This window comes from Pseudarthrobacter sp. 902506025, from assembly GCF_040702325.1.
In the GTDB taxonomy this organism is placed as follows: Bacteria; Actinomycetota; Actinomycetes; order Actinomycetales; family Micrococcaceae; genus Arthrobacter.
Genome location: NZ_JBFBKW010000010.1, coordinates 88816 through 105890 on the forward strand (window position 1 = coordinate 88816; position 17075 = coordinate 105890).

The following is a 17075-nucleotide window of genomic DNA, read 5'->3' on the forward strand; positions in this document are numbered from 1 at the left end:
CGGCCGCTGCCGCGGGCCACGGTCCGGATGGAAAAAGGTCAGCGCCTCTTCTAGAAATGGACGGATGTGCCTAGCCGCACTGTGTCACCGAGCAGTTCCATGTACCCATTGTCCACTCCGTACTGCAGACCCTGATTCAGGCGAGCCGTAATGCCAGCCGTCCTGCGTTTCCCGCCGAACGTCTGAATCGTTTCCCTATGCAGCTCATCCACCGCAATGCCCCCCGTCGCCTTCACGATATTCACCATGGCATTGCATAGCTCCACAACGCTGATGTGCTCCGGTTTGCGAACGATCTCAGAGTCGTTTGGCCGGAAGATCTTCCAGGCCCGCCTGTCCACCGTCGCATCCCAGACGAAGCCATCATCATCGATAACGTGAGCCGACGGTTCGACGAGACGAAGTACCGCGTTCGCACGGGAGCTGTTGACCTTGTTGAGGCCGAAGGCAGCACATACGAGTTTTGCCAAGCGGTCCTGATGTACTGGCCCCTCAGCGGCAACAACAACACCAATGGCATCTCGGACGGCCGCTACGGAACGGCGTGAGTGCAGGCTGTCGAGGATGTCGGTACCTCCAAATTTCTGGACGGTCCACGGCTCGTAAGTATGGACTCCGGCGCCAACACGTTCGGACGACAGCGAGGCAACGGGTCTCCGGATCTCCTCGAAAAGCGGCAACGTCGCCGGGATGTCCGTGAAGCTTTCGTCCGCATCAGCGGGATGAGATTCTTCAACGATTCCCGAGCCGGCGATCATCCGCGTGTCTGGCTCAGCGACAGACTCTACCGAGACGTCATCGGCAGCTTCCCGCAGAGACAGTTCCAGCCGATCGAGGACCGCCTCGCTGTCGGCCAGCCACGCCGGCAACCACACGCGCTCCACTGAAGGCCATCGCATCATCCGCGTCAGTACATCCCGAGGCAGCCCGTCCCGGTCGCCCGCCGTCCGGCGGGCAGCCCAGGCCGGACCGTCCAGCAAGATGGCCATCAGCTGGCGGGACGGGTCTTCCGCCGACGCAACACTCAGGTCCACCTTGAAATCGGACAATCCTACATCCGACGAAACAACAAAGCCGCGGTCCCGCAGCGCATCTGCAATCTCTTCCCGGTGCAGGTCAATGCTGGCCGCGCGGCGCCCGTCGTAAGGCAGAGCAGCCGTTCCCTGCTCGGCCAGATCAAGGTAGGACCGCAGGTGCTTGATGCCAACGGAGCTGGTTTCCTCAGAGCGCAGGTCGGCCGGGTTGAAGCTGGAGAAGACAATAACTTGCCGGCGTGCACGGGTGACGGCAACGTTGAGGCGCCGTTCCCCTCCAGACCGGTTCAAGGGGCCAAAGTTCAGCGGCAGGTATCCCTTGTCATTCTTGCTGAACCCTGTGGAGAACAAAATGACGTCCCGCTCATCACCTTGCACGTTCTCAAGGTTCTTGACGAACAGCCCTTCTGAGTCCTCGTCCAGGGCAGCGACGATCCGCGGCTCCTCCGTGTCACGCAGCAGGCCTTCGATCAGGGCGCGTTGCTGCAGGTTGAATGTCACCACACCTACGGAGGGAGTTCCCGCGGGATCAGCATCAAACCTGCGGCGGATTTCGGCGACCACCGCAGCAGCCTCCACGGGATTGGTCCGAAGGACCTTGGACGGTCCCGAACGGTGGAACTGGCCATCAACCCGGACGAAGTTCACGCCGTGCCCGCGGACACCGGCATTCGCTGCGCCGTGGGACGGGCCCGGGAACGAGGAAAGCTTGCTGTCGTAGTACTGCTGGTTACTGAAAGCAATCAGCGATTCGTCCTGGCTCCGGTAGTGCCAGGACAGCCACTGCCGCGGCACCCGCGCTTCCACGCATTCGGAAAGGATCGACTCCATGTCCTCCACCACGGAGATCTCGGCGTCACCGTCGCTGCCGGCGTCGGAGGAAATCTCCGCGAACGACGTGGGCGGCATCTGCTTGCTGTCACCCACCACTACCACTGAAGCACCACGACCCATGGCACCTACCGCGTCGGCAACCCGGATCTGTGAGGCCTCATCAAACACAACGATGTCGAACAGACCGGCCTTGGCAGGGAAGAACCGCGCCACCGAATCCGGGCTGACCAGCGTGCAGGGCATAATCCCCGTGATGAGATCTGCGTAGTGTTCCATCAGTTTCCGGACGGACAAGCCACCCCGCTGCCGGGTCAGTTGCCGTTGCAGCTCGCCCATGCGCCCCGAGGTCGACGACGACGAGACTGTCCGGGAGCGCAGGACCCCGGCGGCAAGGTTGGTTTTGAGCAGCTCACGTACGGTTTCGGCGCGCGAGGTGAACCGCTCAATGGTGCGCTCGTGCACCGTAGCATCAAAGTCGGCCAACCCTGTAGCGATGCGGCGTTCGGCCAGCGACCCTTCAGCTAGGCCGCGTTCAAAGGCTGCTGCTGCATCATCTGCTTCCAGCTCGCCGTCCAGGATGGCAATACGGGCGTCGATCAATCCCGCGGCACGCAGCGGTTCGACATGACGGATCAGCTCGAGCCACCGCGTCAGCGGGACAGACACCGCCGCGTCCAATCGCCGCGGCACCGACGTTTCCCACCATCGGGCTAGAAAACCTCGCTCACCGGTCCACGCACGCAGGTCATCGCTACCCACACCTTGGATCTTCAGGAATTCTTCCCAGGCATGGGAAAGCTCGCGCAGCCAGCCGACAACGTTCTGGTGGACGTCGGGGGCATCTTTCAGGAAGGTACGAAGCTCGGTCTGGAAGCTCACCGCGTCAGGCTTCGGGGACGGCTGCACCGCCTGCGCGGCCCAGCGAAGCCAGGAAATTCGGTGTCTCAGGTCGGCCTGTGCGTCCGGCGTCAGCGGGTTCCATCGCTGATCCGCAGGAAGCCCAGGCAAGGACCCCCGCGTTGCCCGCAGGCCGGAGACCTCCTGCTGGACGGCCACCAGTTTCTCCAGCAGCGGCACAAGCTCCTTGTGGCGGATCTCAGCTCCGGATACAAGCACGGGAGACAGTTCGGCGGCCACTGCCAGCAGCCGCTTCTTGCGTCCCCAAAACCCGGATGCTGCCGCCTGCTGCGCACGGCCGAGGATTTCCGGCAGCGGAAGATCCATAGCCCCCGGCGCTACCTGCTCAAGGCCCGGATGCTGAACGGACGCAAAGGCCTTAACCAGCTTCTCCAGCTGTTCAGCGTTAACCGACCAGTCCCCGGAGCGGACCACATCCAGTGTTCCCAGGGGGACGTTCCGGTCCTGCAGCAGCGTGGCAAGAGTTCCGACGTCGGCCGGCGTTTGCGCTGCGTCCAGAACCGACGAAAGCCCAGGCGTCGGCCGGAGGGCGTTCAGCGCCTCATTAAGGCGGCGTCCCACAGCCAGCAGCTGCTGCTCCTGCTGGTCGTCCGACGCAGCAGAGACGAAGCGCCATGGGTGGTCAGATCCAGGGCGGACGGGGTCGCTGAATTCCGGAAGTTCCCGGAACACCTGCCGAACCGAGCTCAGGGTTGAGTCGTTCAAGGACGCTGTCAGTTCCGGGCTGAGCGGAACCGTCGCATGGTCAGGTTCATAGGTCAGCGCCTTGGTCCGCGCGCTGTAGAGGGACAGCTGTGCACCATTCTCCTCATGGACGTTCTTGGCGTAGCGGATCAGTCCACGCCGGGCTGAGGCAAGATCGGTGGAGGCAGTCTCAAGCTGCTGCTTATTCGCAGACAGGCTCAGCTCCAGAGCATGTTTGATCTGCGCCCGCACCACCGCCGGCTTGCTGCCCTTGTCGTGCAGGTCAAGGGAGAACGGTCCCATTCCTACGTCGTCGAGCCGCTTCTGGACGACGTCGAGTGCTGCCCGCTTCTCGGCGACGAACAGGACCCGTTTGCCGTCGACAATGGCGCGGGTCAGGAGGTTGGTGATGGTCTGTGACTTGCCGGTGCCCGGAGGGCCTTCCAGGACGAACGTCTGGCCGGCGACCGCAGACGCGACTGCCTCCAGCTGCGACGAGTCCGCTGGTATTGGACACTGGGCAGCCAAGGCGTCCAGGTCGACGTCGGGCGTGACGGCAACGCTGTCTGAATAGAGTTCCGTGGGGGTGCTGATCAGGTGTTTGACCAGGCTGTTGGCGGTGAATTCCTTCCAGTTCTCGTCAAGGTCCTTCCACAGGCGGAATTTGGCGAACTGCAACATGGACAGGTCCACGGTGTTTTCCACTCGGAAAGCCAGGCCCTTGGCCGAAACGGCGGCCCGCACAGCAGCGAACGCGGCGTCCAGATCGATTCCGGACCCATCTTCCTCCGGCTCCGCGAGGCCCGGAATGCGCAGGTCATGGGACTGCGCCAGCTTCTCGAGGAGGCAATAGTTCGGCGTGGACTGGCCGGTCTCATCGAGTGTGACGCGGTACAGGCCGTTTTTCCCTGCAGAAGTCAGTTTGACCGGGACCAGAACCAGCGGGGACCGAAGCGCCCGGCCGTCCAGCTCCCACATCAGGCTGCCAATGGCCAGGTAGAGGTTGTTGGCTCCCGTCTCCTCCAGCTGGGTCTTCGCCTTGTAGGCCAGACCGCGCATCTTGGCGTTGTAGCCGTCTTCGCTGACCTCGGCGAACACGGCCCTTTTGGAGCTGAGCAGCTCCGCGAGCTCGTCCTGGGGAAGGTCCCGGCCGAAGCGGACGCCGCGCTCCTGGTGGATGGCACTGATCTGGTTTGACGGAAGCAGGCTGACGGACGTGCCCTTGCTGATGAGGTCCTCGAAGGCACCCATCCATGCGGTGGGCACCGCGAGTGGAAACCGGGCGGTGTCAGTGAAGTTGATGAGCCTGTTCCGCAGGCTCAGGTCCAGCAGGGCGTTCTTCCACTGGACCACCCGGGGTGGAACATCGGATGCGGTCCGGGCGGCTCCCCCGCTCGAGGGCGCCTTCTGGGGCAGCGCCGGCGCAGTCTTGGTCTCCGGGACGTAGTTGACCACGGTGTAGGTTCCGGCGTCGGACATAGTCCGGGCTGGCAGTGGGTAGATGCCATCGAGGCGGGCGCGCCTGATGTCAGTCACCGCGTTGATCTCGTCATTGCCGCTTTCCACATACCGGTTCAGCGGGCTGCTGCGGAGTGCGGCGGCCGAGATCGGCTGGCTGCCGGTGAGGAGCGTCGTTTCCACGAGTCCGATGTAGCCCCGCTGTACGAGGCTGACCAGCTCGGGCACGTCGTCGGAGGCCGCAGTGCTGAGGCTGCCTTCCTCGCGCCAATAGCCGAGGAAGGCGTGGCCGTCCACCAACCAGAGCAGAGGTCTGATGCCGCAGAATTCCAAAGCGGCGGCCAGGACCAGCGTGGTGTCCAAGCACGTGCCCAAACGGTCGTCAAGGACCTGCGCCGGCGTGCGTACCTGCTGGCCTTCCAGTCCCCAGCTGGCGGGTGGCATGCTGTAGCGGATGTCACGGGCGCTCATGGCCTGGGCGATGGCGAACACGATCTGGTCAACCCGGTCCCCGTCTTCCATGTACCCGTCCAAGCTGCCGCTCCCGGTTGTTTGGGTGAGGATGTCGGCGGCCTCGGACATGAGCTTGGCGATGCTGGGGTGGTGCGGTTGCACGTACGCGGCCAGGAACTCGTAGGAGACGAGTCCCCGTCCCGCGACCCACAACTGTGCGGGAAGGAGCGTCAGGTCTGTCTCTGCGCGGCCCAACTCCCCCACGGCGGCATCGGCGCCCGCGGCGTGGACGGTCACCAGGACCTTTCCCATCTGGCGGTCAGCCAGTTCATACATGGTGGCGGCCTGAACCGGGACGTTGAGGTCATCGAGCGTGATGCTTTGTCCTGCGGCAAGATCCACATACTGCTGGAAGTCGCCGGAGATCCGGCCTGACTGCGCGGAGGCCTCCACCTGTACCACTGCACCACGGATTTCCGCCCCCATGTTGGTGATCTTGACCTGCCTGACAAACCGGAAGCCGTTGTGCGCCATCGCATAGCTAAGGGCATCTGCTGTGGTCACCTCAACCACAACGTGGGCAGCGGATGCAGCCGGTCCAGGGACCGAGGGCTCACCCGGAAGGCTTTCCTCCGGGGGGTCGGACTGCGCGACGGCGGCCGGCAGAGCCTGCTGGTCTTCTTCCGGTTGTTCCCGGTTCGGAGAAGACCGGTTCTGGTACTCGGTAAGAAGCGCAACCAACTTGCTGTGAGTTTGGTCCAGCCCGATCACTTTGGCCAGCCGACCTGCGGTGTCCAGGGCACGGAAGGTATCGGCGTCGTCGAAGCTCTCGTTGTGGGCCCAGCGGTTCCGTGCTTGGCGCAGCTCGGAGGTGTGGCTGCGTGCGTCATGCGGGAGGTTGAAGGGGTAGCCAAGTGAGCCCATGGATTCAGTCATGATGCGCAGCTGAAGGCTGAGATCCGTGGCTGCGTAGGATTGGGCAGCGCGACCGGCGTTCTCATCCTTGTGCTGAATGATCTTGGTCCAGGCCACGCCGGGGGCTAGCTCAGAGAGCACCGCTGCGATGTAGGGCTCAAGGCCAATCGCCAAGGCCTCGAGGGCCCGGCCCACATACTCGCGGTTGGACAGACTCATCAAATTCCCCCATCTACGGCACTGGCATCAGGACCGTCATTCAATCAATGCAACCAATCATGGCATCCGGCAATGACAATCCTGCGTGTCTGCTGGTTCTGGCGCCGCTCAGCGGTCTAGAAGACCGGCAAGTTACGGCCCGGACCAATTGACCCGTCTTTTGCGGCCCTTTCGGCCCTGCCGAGGCTAAGGACATGAAGAAGCCGTGCGAACGGCCCAGCGAGCTTTGACCGCCGACGACGCCGTTCCGCAGGACCGGTAGTGCTGTGGATTTCACGCTTACCGTGCCATCCGCCCTTGAAGTTCTTCGTCGATCCTTCGATTGCGCGCGGAAATGAAATCATTGCTGAGTCTTAAGTACTCGAGGTATTCATCGAGGTTCTTCGGAACAGCCGGTGTGCTGAAGTCGGCGAACGGGTGGAAGAACCGGATTGTGTCGCCGTCCTCCTCCACAAGGTCTTCGAGTAAAAAGAATTTGACGTACCCGGCGAAATCCCCGAACAGCGCGAAGAAGTCCGGATACCTGAGCAGGACCGCTGCGAGGGGGCTTGGCTCATCGAGATAGTGGCGGCGGATGCACTCCAGGGTCAGATCGAAGCGATCGGCGATCCTGGGATGGAGCCCGCGTGCACCATTGATCGTCGGTTTTCGGCCGATCCTGTTGCCTGGAAACACGAGCGTGCTTCCGGCCGTGTAGCCGATGTACTCAGGTAGGTCGTCCTCCGGTATGTTACGGACGACGTTCCAAGCCTTCTTGCGCAGCCCGGTGGTGATTGTGTCGCTGGCGAGGAAGAAAACACCGGACGAGGATCGGTGCACGAGGTACCTAGGGGGTTCCATAGCCAGGTGGAACTGCTGGCCGGAGGGCAACTCCTTGCTCCACAGGAGCTGGTGGTACTTCCGCAGAGTAGGGCTGAAGGAGTCAGGGTCTTTGCCGGCCGGAGTATCGGAGTGGAAATCGAAGTTCATCGGTGTCCCCCGAGCTCGATGCGGATTCCACGGCTGTGACTTTCACCAGTCTGAGCGTGCCGAGGTTGTTCCGCCCGCACGGTGGCCACTTCAATAGGCGCAATAAGAGCAAGCGCCGTCGATAAGCTTTTGTAATTCACTGTTGGAGGCCCCCAAATCATGCATCGTGCGCGTAGTGCGTGAATCGTCTCACGTGGATTCACAAGCAAAACGGGTCTTGATCTAATGCTTCCGTGTTCCTGCGCCAATTCTGAGACGTAGTCGCTGGGTCCGTGTAAGCGTTGGCTGTTGCCCGACCACGGACAGGCGTGTGGGTACGACGGCGGCAATCGCCTCCCCCCCGTCGTCCTTCCTCACGCCCGCCCACCAGAACACAGCGGCGCACCGGAACCTTCACCGCCGTGTCCTTGTGGTTGAGAGTGTCGAAGCCCTGCTCCACTAGGTCGTCCAACGCGACCCGGTCGATGATGAGCGGTCACTAGGAGCTTCTCGCTCAGCTCTCCCCCCGCCGGCGGCCAGGTCACCGCGTCGACGGCTCCGTGGTCAGGGCACCCCTGCTGCTGCTTCAGCCGCCGCCAAGGCCTGGGAAAACCTATCCACTGCGAGCTTGTACTCGGCCGGGTTACCTGCGGTTTTCTCGTGGTCGGCGGCACGCATGGCCCTGAGCATGGCTGAAGTAGCCGGAAGGGACGTATCTGTCATAGCTGGATAGTCGAACTGCAACTGCGGGTCCACCTCGTAGGTGAGCCACCGACGCTTCAGCAGATCGTGACGGTCCGCGGTCCTTCCGTACTCCTTCAGCTCCGCCAGGGAAAAATCAGCCAGCAACACGGCGTCCACGCCTGCGGCCTGGGACGCTGTTCGGACTGCCTCACGCTGGCGGCCCAAGGCCTCTTCGGTCCCCAAAGCCAATGGTGTCGCGCCCTTTTGGGCGAACTCCGCGTTGAATTGGTATGCCCGGATCTCTGCCGGGGTCATGAAGTCCAAGTCGGCCGGGGATTTCTTAGCGAAGTCCCTGACGCCGTAGGGGCTCGCCACACTGCTGCGGGGCACCGGGTAAAAGTACTTTCCGCCGAAAAACCCTGCCACCGTTGCAATCCAGAAAACAAGGTCGGGAGCATCTACCGACACTGCCCCGACCGCTGCCCCCACCGTGCATGCCGCGTGGCCGGTGGTGAAAAGAATTTTGGTCCGGCCCAGCCGGTGTACACGGCGGGGACGGTCCAGTTGCTTCTCATGAATTTTCTTGAGCCCCATTGCCCAATCACTGGCGTTGCCCACCAGTCACGCTCCTCAGTAATTCCGGACGGCGCCTCCACCGTCAACTCGGACAACGGTGACGTGCTGTTGCGCGGCCTGCCGCGGTCAACCCAAGCACCGGTGTAGGACTTGACCGTGTACGGTCCCCCTAGCCAACAATACCTGCGCAGGCCCTGGCCCGCGTGCCGTACGCGGTGCGCACGAGTAGGTCGTTGTCGATGTCCCACGGTCGGAGATTCCCGTGCCGCCGGCGGAGTCATGGCGACGGCACATGGCGCTGGGCAACTGGCGGTCTGGATATTTCTCCTGACAGATATCCTGTGGGACCGGCCGTTGCGCTGATGATCAATCGGCAAGCGCGGGCCACTAATCCATCAGCGAGCTGCGGACCGATATGATCGTGTCCCATGACCTTCGTGCACTTGGACCCACCTCCCTATGACGCTCACATGGTGGATCTCTTCGCCGGTCCTGGTGGACTGGATGTCGCTGCACGCTGGCTGGGATTGTCAGTGGCTGGCATTGAGTGGGACGAAAATGCCTGCGCAACCAGGCGGGCTGCCGGGCTTGGAACCGTGCAAGGTGACGTACGGGATCATGGTCCGGCCGAGTTTCCCCAGGCGACGATCCTCGCCGGAGGGCCTCCTTGTCAGACGTACACCGTTGCCGGGGCAGGTGCTGGTCGTAAGGCATTGGACCGGGTCCTGTCCTTCATTACGCGCATGGCCGACGAGGACGACGTCACAACTGAGTTAGCCAGGTTGGATGATGAGCGAACCGGGCTGGTGCTGCAGCCGCTGCGATGGGCATTAGAGGCCCATAAGGCGGGGAACGCCTACGAGGTTATTGTGCTGGAGCAGGTGCCTGCGGTTCTGCCCGTGTGGGAGGCCATGGCAAAGGTATTGGAACCACTGGGTTATGGGACGGTGACTGGCGTACTCCACGCAGATGAGTACGGGGTGCCGCAGACTCGCCGTCGCGCGATCCTGATCGCGAGCCGTCACCGCACCCCCGTACTTCCCGCACCCACGCATCACCGATTCAGGAGAAAAGAGGTGAAAGCCTTGACGAGCCAGCCTTCGTTGCTGCCCTGCCGGAGCATCGGCGAAACGTTAAGCCGGGTGGAGCCCTTCGTGATGATCTCCAATTATGGAACCGGCGGGGACCCAAAGGCCCGAGGTCAGCGCACTTCGAAGGAACCGGCTTTCACGGTCACCGGAAAGGTTTCCCGGAACCGGTTGTTCTTCAACGGGAACGAACTCGACCGCCTCACACTTCCGGAGGCTGGCCAACTCCAGACGTTCCCGGCCGATTACCCCTGGTCGGGCAAGGACGTCTCGCAACAGATTGGTAACGCCATCCCACCGCGACTTGCTGCTCATGTCCTGGCAGCAGCTCTCGGTCGAGAACTCGACGCAAATTTCTTCGACACGATGACAAGAAAACGGTGGACCGACACGGCTCGCGAAACTGCCCCACAAAACGACAAGGGTTCCCACGACTATCCTGTGCCGAGGACTGGACCGGTGCCGGCACGACCAATCGGCGGACGTACCCGGCGGTCCCCCAGCCTCGTATCGTCGCAAATCTGAGTGACCGTCACTCCAGAAGTTCTCTTCCCAAATGTGTTTGTTTGTCATACCTCGCGTCGTGAATCACTGGGACTGACGACGGTCACTCATGAACCACCGGAACGCCGCGGTCCCCACAGCCCTAGGTAGTGCCATAGCCCGTCACCTCGTGCAGCACCTCTGAGAAGCCTCGCTTTATCAAGAGTCTGCGCGAAAAAGTCGCATCTGGGTGGTAAATATTATCGAGAAGACTTCGGCGGGGGCCGATAGCATTGATCTCGATGTGGGGGACAGAACCAATGATGGTTCGGGATTCTTGGGCTGGCGTAACTTCGCCGCTCAGCAAGTTTGTTGCGGCTGAAACTCAGAGCGCACTCAACGCTTACAGAGCCCGTCCTGATCTTGTCCGCGAGCACAGCAACATTGAAGCTGCTATCTCCCAAGGCGGCTACGGCCGGAAGCAGCTAAACGAACTCATACAAAATGCGGCCGACGCCATCAAGGATGCGGGTGGCCGCATCAAAGTGGTCTTGACGAAGGATGCGCTCTACTGCGCCAACGAGGGCCAGGCCTTTACGGAGGCGGGCTTTCGGACTCTTATGCTCTCCCACTCATCTGAAAAGCGTGACGATGAGATTGGTCGTTTTGGGCTAGGGTTCAAGTCAGTTATCCAAGTAACCTCCGATCCAAAGATCTACAGCCGGAGCGGCTCCGTCTCGTGGAGCCAGACCCGAAGCCGGGAGCTTCTCCAGGGCCTGTACCCGAACCTCGAAACCTACCCGATTCTTCGACTAGCCACGCCCGTAGACCCGGACATCGCAGCAGCCGACGACGCCGTTCTTGCCGAGCTCTTCCCCTGGGCCTCTACCGTTGTGAAACTGCCTCTGACAGGTAACGTCTCCTGGCTGTCCGATGAGATTAAGAAATTTCCCGGCGAGTTTCTTCTTTTCTCCGAAAAAATTGGGACTCTGGAGTTCGAGGACCGGATCGACGGATCCGCGCTCGTTTGGTCCGCCCTTAGAGAGGGTAACCGAGTAACCCTCAGCGACGGAACCACAACAAACGAATGGCGCATTTTCCGGGACAAGCATGTCGTCAGCACCCAGGCAGCTGTCGAGGCCGGAAGCATTGTTGCCCGCAAGCAGGTTGATGTCACCTGGGCCGTCCCGCTGACCGAAAATCAGCGTAAAAAGCTAGGCCGGTTCTGGAACTACTTTCCTACCCAGCACGAAACTTCGCTTCGAGGCATCGTTAACGCCGCATTCAAGATGAATGAGGACCGGCACAGCATCTTGGAAACTCTCTACAACAAAGAGATCCTTACCCGCACCCTTCCGCGGATGGTCGCAGGAGCTCTCAAGGACCTCATTACCCCGACGGATCCTGCGCTGTTTCTCGATATTCTTCCGTCACGTGCCCGAGAGTCCTATTCCTGGTCTGACGCTGAAATTAATAAACCGATCTTCGCAATTCTTCCCTTTGCCCCATGTCTGCCAGACAGATCTGGAACCTTGAGACTTCCGACGGAAATCAAGGTCCAGCCTGTTCTCGAAGAAGCAACTCGGTTGACGGCACTCTGGGACTCCTGGGTCCCGGCAGACCGACCGTGGTTGCATTCTGCTGCAATGCGAGGGCGAGAGCCCCAAGTGGCTCGCATCCTGCAGGAAGCGAACTCGAAGCGTGCCTCAGTTGAGGAGTGGCTGGAAGAGGTCGTTGCCGGCGGCGAGCTGCAGGATTATGAGAATGCCCTCCAATTAGCCGCCATGATCGACAAGTCCTATGCGGATTACCGACCAGCAATGCGTCGAAGCCGCATTGTTCTTATGTCCGACGGCAGCGTTCAAGCCCCGATCACGTCAAGGGTGTTTCTTCCCATGAGCGCCGACGACGAATCCGCCAACGTTGTCTCCTATGACTTGATGCACCATGGCAACGCAAACAGCTACCTCCGTGCTCTTGACCTCCAAGCGCAAGACGGCCGGGGTATCGTTAGTCGAGTCGCGAGCGAAGTGGCCCAGGACTACTCCGACGCCGAGCTCGTGCAGTCTTTATGGAGGCTTACTCGGTCGCTCGCAGTCCCCGAGAGTCTGGCTGTCCTCAACGAGAGAACCGAGCCTGCGAAGGTCTTGGTGCGCTGCCGTGATCGTCAGTGGCGTCCGCTTGGCAACGTTTGGCTCCCTGGCGGACTGTTCGCTCAAAACAGTGTTGGTGACGAGCATCTTGTAGTGGACGACCAGTTCCACGCCAACGACCTCGCCCTGATTAGAAACCTCGGAGCCAGGACAGCACTCGCAGACGCCAAGATGGTGCGAGGCGGCGCGACCTACGAGCTATGGAAGCATGCTGAGGCAAGCCGCCTTGCCGATGCCGCACGTAACGGGCCAGCGCCCATTTCAGAGGCCGGGATACGCTTCAGCCAAGCCCTAACAACAGACGGCCTTTACCTTCTTGTCGACGCGTCCGCCACAACGCGGGCCAAGGTGACAAGGACGATTTTGGGCAGGCCCCAGTATCCTTCGAAAGTCGAATTCAGCACCGGTTTTCGGCCAGCAGAGACGATAGATGGGCCCGACCTCTGGTGGGTTAAGAAGTACGGCGCCTTTGAAACGCCGCTTGGCAAAGTGGACGCCCAGCAGTGTGTCGGGAAAGTCGAAGGAATCCCCTCAGATTACCTGCCCTTTCCCGGCGAAGAAGAAGCAGCGGCGCTGGGCTTCCCAACCGACCCCAGCCGAATCAAGTGGCCGCTTGTCCTGTCCTTGGCTGAGCAGCAGTTGCCGATGCAGCAACTTCACGAACTGTATGGGGCGCTGGCTGCCCTTGCCGTTCGCCCTCCCAAGGAACTTCTCATCCCACTTAGCGGAGGCCGAAATACGCGCTATCTAACAGGCGACGTAGTCCTGGCCTCCGACCTCAGGTCCCGCGACTACCTTGTTGAAACAGCCGGTGCCCCAGTCCTCTACACAGGTCACCCGGATTTGGATGAGGCACTAGCCGAGAACTGGGGAGTCGAACCAGTCACTGTGGAATTCTTCACCTCCGCTCGAGCCATTCCAGTTGAAGGAGAAGAGCCGGAAAGCATCAAGTCGCGATTTCCATATCTCAAGCGTGCAGCCAGTGAAGTTGCCGTTCAAACTTTGTGTGTTCCCTGCGTCTCGGTCGAAGAAGTTCAGACGAACAGCTACGACTCCAGGTCTGTGGCCACGCCAAGGGCGTCCTACTTACAAGACGGCATGCTCTATTACCGCGCTCCCCAAGGCGATCAGGCTTTGCTGACAACGATACTGGGGGCGTTTGGTGGCAAACGGGCTAGCGCCGAGGTCATGCAAACAATGCGGCAGCTTAAGAAGGACGCTGAAGCCCAGGCGCGGCTGGGACGAGTCAACAAACAAAAGACAGACGCCGGCAAAATCGCCGAGCTTGTTGGGCGTGAAACCCTTCAAGACCTCATTCCGAGCGCAGTCATGAAGATGCTGGATTCCCGCGGACTTGAGCTCACGGACGAACGCCTGTTCGACATTGTCAGCAATTTGCACGGCAGCAGCCTCCTCAAAGTACTCAAGCCCGCTCTTTCAGAAGCAGGTATTGAGACCCCGGATCAGTTTCGTGGCGGCAGAACAGCCCGCGAATTCGTCAAAGAGCTCGGGTTCTCCCCCGCAATGGCTGGTGAATCGATCAAGAAGAAACCGGAACGCGAGGAGTTTGTTGGACCGGTGGGTTTGAACCCTCTGCATGAATATCAGGAGACGACCAGCAAGAAGATCGTTGACCTCCTCGCAGGGAACACCAAACATAGCCGCGGTCTGGTCCAGTTGCCCACCGGAGCTGGCAAGACGCGTGTAGCCGTTGAATCCGTGATTCGGGAGATCAAAAAAGCGCCAAAGGAAGAACATCGCTTAGTCATCTGGATCGCTCAATCTGAAGAACTCTGCGAGCAGGCCATCGAAACCTGGACCTATGTGTGGCAAGCGGCGGGAGCTCCCGGCGAACGTATGGCCGTAAGTAGGCTCTGGGGTGGTAACACCGCAGTCCGAGAGGAAACCAAGCTTCATCTGGTCGTCGCAACTATCCAAACTTTGGCCAGCATCCAACAAACGCGCCGGGCCATGTATGAATGGATGTCTAACCCCGACCTTGTGATCATCGATGAAGCCCACGGGGCGACTGCAACTTCTTACACCCCCGTCTTATCCTGGTTCGGCCGCTCATTCACGGAAAAGTCCCGATCTCTGCTTGGGCTCTCCGCAACGCCGTATCGGGGCACGAACGAAACGGAGACGGAGCGACTTGTCGCCCGGTTCGGGCGTAATCTCATCGAGCCGGATGAGTTCACCGCTAACAATGCTCACGAGTATCTCCAGGGAATGGGGGTCCTGGCTCGAGTAAGGCACCGCGAGCTGAAGGGTATCGAGCTCAAACTAAAAGATATGCGCTCAGCTAGGGACGAGGATTCGCAAAGTGCCATGCTCGAGGCCCGCCTCGACCTCCAGCACGTAGCGGACAACACGCAACGCAATGAGGCCATTCTTGACCACATCAAGGCATCGGATACGAAGGGACCGACTCTCGTCTTCGCAGCCTCCGTGGAACACGCTGAAGCCCTCGCCGCCGTCCTGACGGTGGAAGGCATCCCTTCGGCAGCAATTTCAGGGAAGACCGACCTTGGCCACAGACGTTCCATCATTGAAGACTTCCGCAATGGAAGAATTCGCGTTCTGACAAACTTCGATGTACTCACGCAGGGATTTGATGCGCCAAAGGTCGACGCGGTTTACGTCTGCCGCCCGACCTTCTCACCCAACAAATACATCCAGATGATCGGCCGCGGCCTTCGCGGCCCCCTGAACGGCGGCAGCGAAGAAGTTTTGATTGTGAATGTGAAGGACAATTTGGATCAGTACGGGCACCAGCTCGCTTTCACGCAGCTGGACTACCTCTGGAGGAACGAGGCAATTAGTGCTCGCTGACATTGAGCTGGACGAAAGCCAGCGGGCGGTGGCAGAAGCGGAACCAGAGGACAGGCTGTTTGTCACCGCCGCGGCCGGGCAAGGCAAGACCGAAGTACTTCTTGCCCGAGTGAAAACACTCGTAGAAGACGGTCTAAATCCAGCAGACGAAATTCTAGTGCTGAGTTTCTCACGTGCCGCCGTAGAAGCAGTGCGTAAACGTGCCCGCGTGCATGATCTGGATGGCTTGCAGATCAGGACCTTTGACTCCTTTGCCGCACAAATACTGATCGACATGGACGAAGACACTCTTGGTGACAGCTTCGATGCACGGATCAGGAAAGCGACGGAATACATTGCTGGCGACGAGACACCCGACCGAATCTTCCACCTAAAGCACATTCTCGTTGACGAAGCCCAGGACCTCGTGGGCGATCGTGCTGAGCTTGTCCTGGCCTTGCTATCCGCCCTCGGAGAAGACCTTGGCTTTACCGTTCTGGGTGATCCCCTTCAGGGCATCTACGACTTCCAGCTGGATGAATCGAAGTCGAAACTAACGTCGGCAAAACTTATCGACAGACTCGTCAGCGATTACGGCGCCGAGCACTACGCGCTGGCCAAACACTACAGGGCGGTCACCGACCGTACCCGGGAGCTCATCTCGGTGGGTGAGGAAATACGGAGCCTTGGTGAGCTCGATGATTCAGCTTCGGAAACAGCGCACGGCCTTCTCGACGACTTCCGAAGGCAGATGTCCAGCACCTCAGTGCTAAATGAATCCGGGGCATTGTGCCCGAACGACGGCGAGACGACTGCCCTTCTCTGTTCGACAAACTACGAGGTGCTTATCGCAAGCGAACTTCTGTGGGAGAACGGCTATCCGCATCTGGTTCGCCGCAAAGCTCAGGACATGAGTCTGGCGCCTTGGGTGCACCAGGTCTTCAAAGACCTTGAGGATCGAACTTACGATGCGGACGACATTAAGTCACGCCTTACAGGACTCTTCGGCGACTCAGCAGCTGACCTGTGGCTTGCGCTCAAGACAGCCGAAGGGAATTTCACGGCTTACAACTCCTTGAATGTCCCCCAGCTGAGTCAGCGACTCCGCAGCAGGTCCATTCCGTTAACCCTTACGGTGGAGGATACCGCGAGCCTCATACTTTCGACTGTTCACCGGGCCAAGGGTCTTGAGTTCACGAACGTCCTCTATCTGCAGCCCGAGTTTGGATCGCCGGCGGCTGAGCAGAATGAGGCGACGCTCAAGCAGAAGTACGTTGCACTGACCCGGGCACGGGAAGAGGTAATCTCCACAAAACTGCCCAAGAAGCTGCTCAAGCATGCTGATGGCTCAACCGGGCGGTGGTTGGAGAAAGCCTACGGAAAGTACGGCCAGTACACAGCCCGGATGGAGTTCCTAAACTCGGACATCGACGACGTCTCCCCTTACTACCCCGAAGACGGCGATGCCCAGGCAATCCAGGACAACCTCGTATTGGAGGACCTTTTGGGCCAGGTAGTTTCTGGCTCCCTACAGTCCGAGCCGGAGCCCGGCGAAGTGCCCCGCTATGTCTTGACGACCTGTGAAGGCAAGGTTATCGGGCGAACCAGCCGCTCTTTCGCGTACGCACTGAAAAAGAACTATGCATTCAAGACCCACCGCAGGGACGAGTGGCCCGCAGGGTTCACTGGCGCGCGCGTCACTTCCATCGAATGCGCTACCGGCCACCCTGAAGAGACGAAGCTGACGGGGCTGGGCTCCTCGGGCATGTGGTTGGTCCCCCGGCTGACTGGTTTGATTACGCGGACGAAGAACTAGG

Annotated in this window: 6 protein-coding genes; 3 read left to right on the plus strand and 3 right to left on the minus strand. The window is 60.4% G+C overall.

Going from position 1 to position 17075, the window contains the following annotated elements; all coding sequences use genetic code 11:
* Positions 1 to 50: 50 nt before the first annotated feature.
* The 3 genes from AB0280_RS17045 to AB0280_RS17055 all read right to left on the minus strand — a co-directional run bounded on the left by AB0280_RS17045 (position 51) and on the right by AB0280_RS17055 (position 8765).
* On the minus strand, positions 51 to 6515 hold the full coding sequence (locus AB0280_RS17045) for a DUF3320 domain-containing protein (RefSeq protein WP_366367976.1): 6465 nt from the start codon (positions 6513 to 6515) through the stop codon (positions 51 to 53).
* A gap of 279 nt (positions 6516 to 6794) precedes the next feature.
* Complete coding sequence (locus AB0280_RS17050) at positions 6795 to 7484, minus strand: DUF6994 family protein (RefSeq protein ID WP_366367978.1); 690 nt, start codon at positions 7482 to 7484, stop codon at positions 6795 to 6797.
* 543 nt (positions 7485 to 8027) lie between these two features.
* Positions 8028 to 8765 carry a hypothetical protein gene (locus AB0280_RS17055; protein ID WP_366367980.1) on the minus strand — a complete coding sequence of 246 codons (738 nt, stop codon included), beginning with the start codon at positions 8763 to 8765 and terminating at the stop codon, positions 8028 to 8030.
* A gap of 386 nt (positions 8766 to 9151) precedes the next feature.
* Here AB0280_RS17055 and AB0280_RS17060 point away from each other — a divergent pair, with 386 nt between their 5' ends.
* The 3 genes from AB0280_RS17060 (at position 9152) to AB0280_RS17070 (ending at position 17074) form a co-directional block, all read left to right on the plus strand.
* The gene (locus tag AB0280_RS17060; protein WP_366367982.1) at positions 9152 to 10336 is read left to right on the plus strand and encodes a DNA cytosine methyltransferase; all 1185 of its coding nucleotides are present in this window, start codon (positions 9152 to 9154) and stop codon (positions 10334 to 10336) included.
* A gap of 278 nt (positions 10337 to 10614) precedes the next feature.
* Positions 10615 to 15279 (plus strand): DEAD/DEAH box helicase, encoded by a 4665-nt coding sequence (locus AB0280_RS17065; protein ID WP_366367984.1) that lies wholly within the window; start codon positions 10615 to 10617, stop codon positions 15277 to 15279.
* Complete coding sequence (locus AB0280_RS17070; RefSeq protein WP_366367986.1) at positions 15269 to 17074, plus strand: UvrD-helicase domain-containing protein; 1806 nt, start codon at positions 15269 to 15271, stop codon at positions 17072 to 17074. Before AB0280_RS17065 ends, AB0280_RS17070 begins: the two co-directional genes overlap by 11 nt.
* Position 17075 lies beyond the last annotated feature (1 nt).

What these genes read in the sequence shown, in the direction of transcription:
- AB0280_RS17045 (WP_366367976.1), bottom strand. Translation starts at nt 6,515, where the DNA reads ATGAGTCTGTCCAACCGCGAGTATGTGGGCCGGGCCCTCGAGGCCTTG.
- AB0280_RS17050 (WP_366367978.1), bottom strand. Translation starts at nt 7,484, where the DNA reads ATGAACTTCGATTTCCACTCCGATACTCCGGCCGGCAAAGACCCTGAC.
- AB0280_RS17060 (WP_366367982.1), top strand. Translation starts at nt 9,152, where the DNA reads ATGACCTTCGTGCACTTGGACCCACCTCCCTATGACGCTCACATGGTG.
- AB0280_RS17065 (WP_366367984.1), top strand. Translation starts at nt 10,615, where the DNA reads ATGATGGTTCGGGATTCTTGGGCTGGCGTAACTTCGCCGCTCAGCAAG.